Origin of the sequence: Isoptericola sediminis (assembly GCF_013085345.1) — a bacterium.
Lineage (GTDB): Bacteria > Actinomycetota > Actinomycetes > Actinomycetales > Cellulomonadaceae > Isoptericola > Isoptericola sediminis.
Map to the genome: position 1 here is coordinate 1 of NZ_JABFAJ010000030.1, position 9949 is coordinate 9949.

At 71.8% G+C, this 9949-nt stretch carries 4 protein-coding genes; 2 read left to right on the forward strand and 2 right to left on the reverse strand.

All coding sequences use genetic code 11. The features are described from left to right. Window positions 1–71: 71 nt before the first annotated feature. Window positions 72–4856, reverse strand: a complete 4785-nt coding sequence (locus HLI28_RS15170) for an NAD-glutamate dehydrogenase (RefSeq protein ID WP_171248421.1) — start codon at window positions 4854–4856, stop codon at window positions 72–74. Between the two features lie 180 nt (window positions 4857–5036). Beyond that, complete coding sequence (locus HLI28_RS15175; protein ID WP_171248424.1) at window positions 5037–6533, reverse strand: helix-turn-helix domain-containing protein; 1497 nt, start codon at window positions 6531–6533, stop codon at window positions 5037–5039. A gap of 233 nt (window positions 6534–6766) precedes the next feature. Between HLI28_RS15175 and aceA the strand changes: the two genes are divergently transcribed. Continuing rightward, on the forward strand, window positions 6767–8101 hold the full coding sequence (gene aceA, locus HLI28_RS15180) for an isocitrate lyase (RefSeq protein WP_171248422.1): 1335 nt from the start codon (window positions 6767–6769) through the stop codon (window positions 8099–8101). An 89-nt stretch (window positions 8102–8190) separates the two neighbouring features. Next, window positions 8191–9936, forward strand: coding sequence for a malate synthase A (gene aceB / locus HLI28_RS15185; RefSeq protein WP_171248423.1), 1746 nt, complete (start codon window positions 8191–8193; stop codon window positions 9934–9936). Window positions 9937–9949 lie beyond the last annotated feature (13 nt).

Here is a 9949-nt window from a genome sequence, read left to right on the forward strand (position 1 = left end):
GAAAGATGCGGCCCTCCGACGTCGGAGGGCCGCATCTTTCATGCCCGCAGCGGTGAGCGGGTCAGCGCGGGTCAGCGGGCGAGCGAGCGCAGCTGCCGCAGCGCGACCGACATCGTCGCGATCCCCGGGTCCTCCACGGCATCGGCCGTGGCCATCGCCTCGAGGGCCCGCTCGGCGGTCGTCCCCCCGGCCGCGATCCAGGCGTCGATCCGCTCCGTGGCGTCCCCGGGCTCGGTGTGCTCGAGCACGGACGCCGTCAGCGCGATCGTGACCGCGTAGAGGTCGTCACGCAGCGCGGCCCGGGCCATCGAGTCCCAGCGGTCGTCCTGCGGCAGGGCCGAGACGCGGGTGAGCATGTCCGGCACGCCGAGCCGGCCCGACAGCGTGAAGTAGGTCTGCGCCACCTCGTCCAGGTCCCACTCGCGTGTCGCCGCGAGCTCGGCGACGTCGAGCAGCGGCAGGGCGCCGAGCAGGCTCGCGCCGCGCCGGGCGAGCTCGGGACCGCATCCCGCCTCCTCGAGGGCGGCGAACTCGGCCTGGTACTGCCGCAGCTCCTCGCCCTGGTAGAGCTCACCGAGCCGCGAGGTGTAGGACCGCACGGGCTCGGCGAACGCCTCGATCTCGGCGCCGACGTCGATGAGGTCGGACCGGTGCTGGACGAACCACCGTGCAGCGCGGTCGAGCAGCCGGCGGAACTCGAGGTACAGGTCGGTCTGCACCTGGGAGGACACGACGTTGTCCGTGGCCTCCACGACCTCCACGAAGCCCTGCAGGTCCATGATCTCGCGCGCGGCGACGAACGCCCGGGCGACCTGCTCGGTCGGGGCGCCGGTCTCGTCGGCGGCCCGGTAGGCGAACGTGATGCCGCCACGGTTGACCATCGAGTTCACGACGGCGTTGACGACGATCTCGCGACGCAGCGGGTGGTCGACGAGGTCGTCGGGGAACAGCTCGCGGACCTCTGTCGGGAAGTAGTCGGCCAGCGTGCGGGCGAACCAGGGGTCCTCGGCCAGGTCCGTCTCGTTGAGGTCGTCCTTGAGGGCCAGCTTGGCGTAGGCCATCAGCACGGCGAACTCGGGGCGGGTCAGCCCCTGGCGCTGCTCGATGCGCTCCGCGATCTCGGCCGGACCGGGCAGCACCTCGAGCGCACGGTCCAGGTCGCCCCGCTCCTCGAGCGAGGTCATCAACCGTGCGTGCACGGGCAGCATGACCGCCGCGTTGGCCCGGGAGTTGCCCAGCAGCACGTTCTGCTCGTAGTTGTCGCGCAGGACCTGGGCCGCGACCTCGTCGGTCATGGACTGCAGGAGCTTGTTGCGGTCGGTGATGTCCAGGCGGCCCTCGCGCATCACGGCGCCCAGCAGGATCTTGATGTTGACCTCGTGGTCGGAGGTGCCCACCCCCGCCGAGTTGTCGATGGCGTCGGTGTTCACCTGCACGCCGGACAGCGCGGCCTCGATCCGGCCCCGCTGGCTGACGCCGAGGTTCCCGCCCTCGCCGATCACCCGTACGCGCAGCGCGGACCCGTCGACCCGGATGGCGTCGTTCGCCCGGTCGCCGATGTCCTCGTTCGTCTCCGTCGACGCCTTGACGTAGGTGCCGATGCCGCCGTTCCAGAGCAGGTCCACCGGGGCCAGCAGGACGGCCCGCTTCAGCTCGTTCGGGGTGAGCGCCGTGACGCCGCGGTCCAGCCCGAGCGCCTCGGCCATCTGGGGGCTCACCGGCACGGACTTCGCCGACAGCGGGAACACTCCGCCGCCGGCGGAGATCAGCTCACGGTCGTAGTCGTCCCAGGTCGACCCGGCCAGCTCGAACAGCCGCCGCCGCTCGGCGTACGACGTCGAGGCGTCCGGGTCGGGGTCGACGAACACGTGCCGGTGGTCGAAGGCGGCGACCAGCCGGATGTGCTCCGAGAGCAGCATGCCGTTGCCGAACACGTCCCCGGACATGTCGCCGACACCCACCACGGTGAAGTCCTCGGTCTGGGTGTCGTGGCCGAGCTCGCGGAAGTGTCGCTTGACCGACTCCCAGGCGCCGCGCGCCGTGATGCCCATCGACTTGTGGTCGTAGCCGTCCGACCCGCCGGAGGCGAAGGCGTCGTCGAGCCAGAAACCGTACTCCGCGGAGATCCCGTTGGCGATGTCCGAGAACGACGCGGTGCCCTTGTCGGCCGCGACGACGAGGTACGGGTCGTCGCCGTCGTGCCGCACGACGCGCTCCGGCGGGACCACCTCACCGCCGTCACGGTTGTCGGTGACGTCCAGCAGGCCGCGGATGAAGGTGCGGTAGGCCGCCTTCCCCTCGGCGAGCCAGGCGGCCCGGTCCGACGGGTCCGGCAGCTGCTTGGCGACGAAGCCGCCCTTGGACCCGGTCGGGACGATGACGGCGTTCTTGACCATCTGGGCCTTGACCAGCCCGAGCACCTCGGTGCGGAAGTCCTCGCGCCGGTCGCTCCAGCGCAGGCCACCGCGCGCCACCTTGCCGAACCGCAGGTGCACACCCTCGACCTGTGGGGAGTACACCCAGATCTCGGCCATCGGGTGCGGCAGCGGCAGGTCCGGCACGCGCGAGCAGTCGAGCTTCATCGAGACCCACGGCTTGGGGTCGCCGGCGTCGTCGCGGGTGTAGAAGTTCGTGCGCAGCATCGCGTTGATGACGCCGAGGAACGACCGCAGGATGCGGTCGTGGTCGAGGCTGGCCACCTCGTCGAACGCCTCCAGCAGGTCCACGCTCGCGCGCGCGGCCATCAGGTCGCGATCGCTGTCGGACTCGTCCAGGTCGGGGTCGAAGCGCAGCGCGAAGAGCTGCACGAGGTCGGCGGCGAGCTGCGGGTGGGCGATCAGCGCCTCGTCGATGTACTCCATCGAGAAGGCCGACCCGGCCTGGCGCAGGTAACGTCCGACGGCCCGCAGGATCACGATGTCGCGCCACGGCAGGCCGGCCCGCAGGACGAGCGCGTTGAGTCCGTCGCTCTCCGCGGCGCCGGACCAGACGGCGCGGAACGCGTCCTCCAGCGCGGCGGCGGCTCCCTCGGCCTCCCACAGCGCCGGGTCGGGCGCGGTGATGCCGAAGTCCGAGATGTACCGCGTGGAGCCGTCCGCCGGCTGCACCGTGTACGGCCGCTCGTCGAGCACGTCGACGCCGAGGCCGGTGAGCAGCGGCAGCACCCAGGTGAGCCGGTGCTCGCGCAGCGACGCCACGGTCAGCCGGCGCACGCTCGGATCGGCGTCCTCGGGCGTGTACAGGTGCACCGCGATGGGCTCGTCCTCGGTCAGCCCCTCGAGACGCCCGATGTCGCCCACGGCCGCCGCCGGGGTGATGTGCTCCTTGTACGCCTCGGAGAAGGCCGTGCCGTACTCGTGCAGGATCCGCGCGGCCTCCTCCTCGTCGTGGACGTGGTGCAGCTCGTCCACGAGCGCCGCCGTCCACGTGCGCACGGCGTCCTCGAGCCCGCGCTGCAGGTCCTCCTCGTCCACCGCGGGGATCCCGGTGTCCTTCGGGACCCGCACGACGAAGTGCAGCTGGGCCAGGGGCGAGTCGTCCACGCGGGTGGTGTGCTCCACGCGCTCCGCGGCGAACGCCTCGCGCAGCAGGTCCTCGATGCGCAGCCGCACCGTGGTGTTGTACCGGTCGCGCGGGAGATAGACGAGCGCCGAGACGAAGCGCCCGAACTCGTCGGCGCGCAGGAAGATGCGGCTCTGCCGGCGCTCGCGCAGCCGGATGACCTGGCTGGCGACGTCGTGCAGGTGCTCGGGGCTGTCCTGGAAGAGCTCGTCGCGGGGGTACTGCTCCAGCACCTGCAGCAGGTCCTTGCCGGAGTGCGAGGTCGGGGCGAACCCGGAGGCGCTCAGCACGGCGCGGGCCTTCGCGGCGACGATCGGCAGGGTCAGCACCGAGGAGGCGTAGGCGGCCGACGTGAAGATCCCGACGATGCGGCGCTCGCCGGTGACGTTGCCCTCGTCGTCGAAGGTGCGCACCCCGACGTAGTCCAGGTAGACGTCGCGGTGCACCGTGGCCCGCGAGTTCGCCTTGGTGATCGTCAGCAGCCGCGGCTCCCGCGCGGTGCGCTGCGCCTCGGGGCGCAGGTGCACGATGTCGGTGGTGGGCTTGCGCAGGATCCCGAGGCCGGTGTGCGACAGGGGGCGCAGCACGTCCTCGCCGTCGACGGTGTCGAGGCTGTACTCGCGGTAGCCGAGGAAGGTGAAGTGGTCCTCGGCGAGCCAGGTGAGGAACTCGATCGTGGGCGCGACCGTCGCCGGATCGGCGGTGGGCGGCGGCTGGACGCGCAGGTCGGTGCAGATGTCGAGGCATGCCCGGCGCATCGCCCTCCAGTCCTCGACGGCGGCGTGCACGTCGGCGACGACCTCCTGCAGCCGCGTCACGAGCGCCTCACGGTCGTCGTCGTCGGTGATGCGGTCCGTCTCCACGTGCATCCACGACTCGGGCAGACCGCCGCGGGCGTGGAGGCCCTGCAGCTCGCCGGACTCGTCGCGCTGCGCCCCGACCACGGGGTGCTGCATGAGGTGCACCGTCCCGCCGTGGCGGGCGATGGCGCCGTCGACGGAGTCCACCAGGAACGGCACGTCGTCGGTGCAGATGTCGACGACGGTGCGCCGCGACGTCCAGCCGTCCTCGCGCAGCGTCGGGGTGAAGGCGCGCACCAGCGTCTGTCCCGGGTCGCGCCGGTGCGCGAACCGGCACGTGGACGCGGCCGCACCGACCACGTCGCGGGCCTCCCGCTCCGTCATGTCGTCGTCGGTGTAGACGCTCAGCAGGTGGTTGGCGCAGCGCCGCAGGTCGGCAGGGAGGTCGTCCACGGCATCCCGGATCTCGGGGCGCAGAGCAGCTTCGTCGGTCATGAACCTCTTCGTTCTCCGTCGGGACCGTGACCCGGGTCTCGGGTCGTCCCGATGCTATCGCTGGGACCGGCTGCCGTCAGGCCCACGGGGCGCACGACGACAACGCCGTGCCCGGTGATGCGGCACGCTCGGTGCGACATCCCGGGCACGGCCTCCGCGCGGGGAAGGTCCCGGCCCCGTCTACTCCGTCGGCGCGTGCCGGTCCAGGAACTCGTAGACTGCGGTGGTGTCCACGCCGGGGAACGCCCCCGACGGCATCGCCGCGAGCATGGAGGCGTGCGGACGGGCGCTCGGCAGGGCGTTGCCGTCCCAGCGCTCGGCCAGCGGCCGCGAGGGCCGGCGGCAGCACGACTCGTCCGGGCAGCGCGAGGTGGACCGCGCCGTCGTCTCCCGGCCCAGGAACCACTTGACCTGCGCGTACGGCACACCGACGCTCACGGAGAACTGCCCGTCCGGGGTGTCCTGGACCCGCGAGGTGCACCAGTACGTTCCGGTCGAGGTGTCGGTGTACTGGTAGTACGGGCTCAGGCGGTCCTTGACGTCGAACACGACCCGGGCCGTCCACTGCTTGCACACGTGCTGACCCTCGACGGTGCCCAGGGCGTCGGCCGGGAACCGGACGCCGTCGTTCTCGTAGGCCTTGTGGATCGCCCCGGACTCGTGGACCTTCATGAAGTGCACGCCGATGCCGAGGTGCCGCGTGGCGAGGTTGGTGAACCGGTGCGCGGCCGTCTCGTAGGAGACCGCGAAGGCGTCGCGCAGGTCCTCGATGGAGATCGCGCGGGCGTCCTTGGCCTCGCGCAGGTGCTTGACCGCCTCCCGCTCGGGCAGCAGCAGCGCCGCGCAGAGGTAGTTCGCCTCGACGCGCTGGCGCAGGAACTCGCCGTAGTCGCGCGGCTCGGTGTGCTCCAGGACGTGCGACGCCAGGGCCTGCAGCAGCGCCGAGCGGGCGTCGGACCGGCCGCGGATGCCGTTGCTGGGCAGGTAGACGCGCCGGTGGCGCTGGTCGATGACCGCGCGGGTGGAGTGCGGCAGGTCCGACTCGTAGTGGATGGAGAAGCCCAGGTGCGAGGCGATGTCCACGGCCGCCCGCTGCGGGACCGGGCCGTGGGTGTGCCCGACGTCGTCGAGGAGGCTGCGCGCGACGATCTCCAGGTCGGGGAAGTAGTTGTCCTGCGCGCGCATGTCGGCGCGCAGGTCGGTGTTGGCGCGGCGGGCCTCCTCCGGGGTGAGCGCCCGCTCGGAGTGCAGCCGCTCCAGCTCGGCCTGCAGGGAGACGATCGCCTCCAGCGCGTCGGTCGGCAGCGACTTGCCCACCCGCACCGGCTTCACGCCGAGCGCGGAGAAGAGCGGTCCTCTTTGCACCCGCTCCAGCTCGATCTCCAGGGCGTCCCGTCGCGAGGGGGCCTCGGGGGACAGCAGGTCGTCGACGCTGGTGCCCAGCGCCTTCGCCACCGCCTGCAGCCGCGCGATCGTCGGTTCGCGCTTGCCGTTCTCCAGCATGGAGATCTGCGACGGGGCACGTGAGACCGCTTCTCCGAGCTCGCCGAGGGTCATGCCTCGCTGCAGGCGCAGGTGGCGGATGCGTCGCCCGATCGTCAGCGCGTCGGGCTCGGACTCGGCCGGGGGCGGCGTGGGGGGCGTCGCCGGCGGCCGCGACGTCGTCGTGAAGGCCATGCCCCAGGGTGACATGCGCCACTCCTTCTGCCAAGGAGAAGAACCGAGAAAGTTCTCCTCTCAGAACCTCGCCACAGGGGTTGCGCAGGGCCCAGAGTCGATACCGAGGGACGACGACGGCGGAACTCGAGGCGGTGCTCACCACCGCGAGGACCGCCGTCGGACCCCTCGCCAGACAGGCAGCAGGCGGTCCGTCCGCACCGCGACGGACCGCACGACGAAAGGCGACGACGATGACCGCGACCCTCGAGACCGGTTCCACGAACGGGACGACGACCACGACCCCGCGCACGGGCGACCAGGTCACCACCGCCGCGGCCCTGGCCGAGCAGTGGGCCACCGACCCCCGCTGGGCCGGTGTCACCCGCGACTACACGGCCGAGGACGTCATCGCGCTGCGGGGCTCGGTCGGCGAGGAGCACACGCTGGCCCGCCGCGGGTCCGAGCTGCTGTGGGAGCTCCTGCACACCGAGGACTACGTCAACGCCCTCGGCGCGCTGACCGGCAACCAGGCCGTGCAGCAGGTCAAGGCCGGGCTCAAGGCCATCTACCTGTCCGGCTGGCAGGTGGCCGGCGACGCCAACCTCTCGGGCCAGACCTACCCCGACCAGTCGCTCTACCCGGCGAACTCGGTGCCGGCCGTCGTGCGGCGCATCAACAACGCGCTGCTGCGCGCCGACCAGATCGACGTCGAGGAGAACGGCGCCCCGACCCGCAACTGGCTGGCCCCGATCGTGGCCGACGCCGAGGCCGGGTTCGGCGGCCCGCTGAACGCCTACGAGCTCATGAAGTCGATGATCTCCTCCGGCGCCGCGGGCGTGCACTGGGAGGACCAGCTCGCCTCGGAGAAGAAGTGCGGCCACCTCGGCGGCAAGGTGCTCATCCCCACCAAGCAGCACGTGCGCACCCTCAACGCCGCGCGGCTCGCCGCCGACGTCTCCGACGTGCCGAGCGTGGTCATCGCCCGCACCGACGCCGAGGCGGCCACCCTCATCACCTCCGACGTCGACGAGCGCGACCAGCAGTTCCTCACCGGCGAGCGCACGTCGGAGGGCTTCTACAAGGTCCGCAACGGCATCGAGCCCTGCATCACCCGGGCCCACGCCTACGCCCCGTACGCCGACCTCATCTGGATGGAGACCGGCACGCCCGACCTCGAGCTGGCCCGCAAGTTCGCCGAGTCGGTCAAGTCCGAGTTCCCGGACCAGATGCTGGCCTACAACTGCTCGCCGTCGTTCAACTGGAAGAAGCACCTCGACGACGCCACGATCGCGAAGTTCCAGCGCGAGCTCGGCGCCATGGGCTTCAGCTTCCAGTTCATCACCCTGGCGGGCTTCCACGCCCTCAACCACTCCATGTTCGACCTGGCCCACGGCTACGCCCGTGAGCAGATGACCGCCTACGTGGAGCTGCAGGAGGCCGAGTTCGCCTCCGAGTCCCGCGGCTACACCGCCACCAAGCACCAGCGCGAGGTCGGCACCGGTTACTTCGACCGCGTGTCCACGGCTCTCAACCCCGACGCCGCCACCCTCGCCCTCGCCGGCTCCACCGAGGCCGCTCAGTTCTGACTCACCCCTCGCCTCGGGCGTCCCGGTCCGGCGCACGTCGCGCCCGCCGGACCGGGACGCCCGGCCCCTTTTTCGATCAGGAGTCCGCCATGACCACCACCGCCGACCTGCCCCGCACCCAGTCCGGTCGTTCGACCGGCTCGCCCGCCACCCCGCCGCGCGGCATCGCGCTGGCCGACTCGGCCACCGTGGCCGAGGGCACGATCGACGTCGTCGGCCCGATCGCCCCGGGCGACGAGGAGATCCTCACCCCGCAGGCGCTGGAGTTCCTGGCCCTGCTCCACGACCACTTCGCCGACACGCGCTGCGAGCTGCTGCTCTCCCGCCAGCGCCGCACCCGGCAGATCGCCGACGGCACCGACCCGGACTTCCTGCCCACCACGCGGCCCGTCCGGCACGACCCGTCCTGGCGCGTGGCCGGCTCCACCGGGGCGCCCGGGCTGTCCGACCGCCGCGTCGAGATCACGGGGCCGACCGACCCGAAGATGACCATCAACGCCCTCAACTCGGGCGCCAAGGTCTGGCTCGCCGACGCCGAGGACGCCTCCAGCCCGACCTGGGCCAACGTGATCGGCGGCCAGCGCGCGCTGCGCTCGGCGATCCGCGGCGAGCTGTCGTTCGACGGCCCGTCGCCCGACGGCGGCCGTACCCCCGGCAAGCACTACGCGCTGCGCACCTCGGAGCTGACCGAGATGCCGACGATCGTGTTCCGGCCGCGCGGCTGGCACCTGTTCGAGTCGCACCTGGCGTACACCGGCACCGACGGCTCCACCCAGCCGGCGTCCGGCTCGCTGGTCGACTTCGGCCTGTACTTCTTCCACAACGCCCGCGAGCTCATCACCCGCGGCCGGGGCCCGTACTTCTACCTGCCGAAGCTGGAGAGCCACCGCGAGGCGCGGCTGTGGAACGAGGTCTTCGAGCTGGCCCAGCACGCCCTGGACATCCCGCAGGGCACGATCCGGGCCACGGTGCTCATCGAGACCCTGCCGGCCGCGTTCGAGATGGAGGAGATCCTCTACGAGCTGCGCGACCACTGCGCCGGGCTGAACGCCGGTCGCTGGGACTACCTGTTCAGCGTCATCAAGTGCTTCCGCTCCCGCGGCGACTCCTACGTGCTGCCGGACCGGGCGCAGGTGACGATGACCGCCCCGTTCATGCGGGCGTACACCGAGCTGCTGGTGGCCACCTGCCACCGCCGCGGGGCGCACGCCATCGGCGGCATGAGCGCCTTCATCCCCGACCGCCGCAACCCGGAGGTCACCGAGCAGGCGTTCGCCAAGGTCCGCGCCGACAAGGAGCGCGAGGCCGGCGACGGCTTCGACGGTTCCTGGGTGGCGCACCCGGACCTCATCCCCATCGCCCGGGAGGCGTTCGACGCGGTGCTCGGCGAGCGGGAGAACCAGGTCGACCGCCAGCGCGACGACGTGACCGTGGGCCAGGCCGAGCTGCTCGACATCGCCTCCGCACGCCGCGAGGGCGCGACCATCACCGAGTCCGGTCTGCGCACCAACATCTCGGTCGGCGTGCGGTACATCGCCTCCTGGCTGCGGGGCACCGGTGCCGCGGCGCTGGACAACCTCATGGAGGACGCCGCCACGGCGGAGATCTCCCGGTCGCAGATCTGGCAGTGGATGCACTCCGGGACCCGGACCGAGGACGGGACCGTCATCACCCGCGAGCGGTGCGAGTCGATGCTGCAGGAGTTCCTGCGGACGACGCCCCGGACCCCCGGTGACCGGCTGGACGAGGCGGTGACGATCTTCCGTGAGGTCTCGCTGGGCGACGAGTTCCCGCCGTTCCTCACCACGAGCGCCTACGCCCGCTACTTCAGCTGATCCGCTCTCGTCG

Excerpts from the sequence above, each read along its gene's own strand:
- HLI28_RS15170 (WP_171248421.1), bottom strand. The coding sequence starts at position 4,856 with ATGACCGACGAAGCTGCTCTGCGCCCCGAGATCCGGGATGCCGTGGAC.
- HLI28_RS15175 (WP_171248424.1), bottom strand. The coding sequence starts at position 6,533 with ATGGCCTTCACGACGACGTCGCGGCCGCCGGCGACGCCCCCCACGCCG.
- aceA (WP_171248422.1), top strand. The coding sequence starts at position 6,767 with ATGACCGCGACCCTCGAGACCGGTTCCACGAACGGGACGACGACCACG.
- aceB (WP_171248423.1), top strand. The coding sequence starts at position 8,191 with ATGACCACCACCGCCGACCTGCCCCGCACCCAGTCCGGTCGTTCGACC.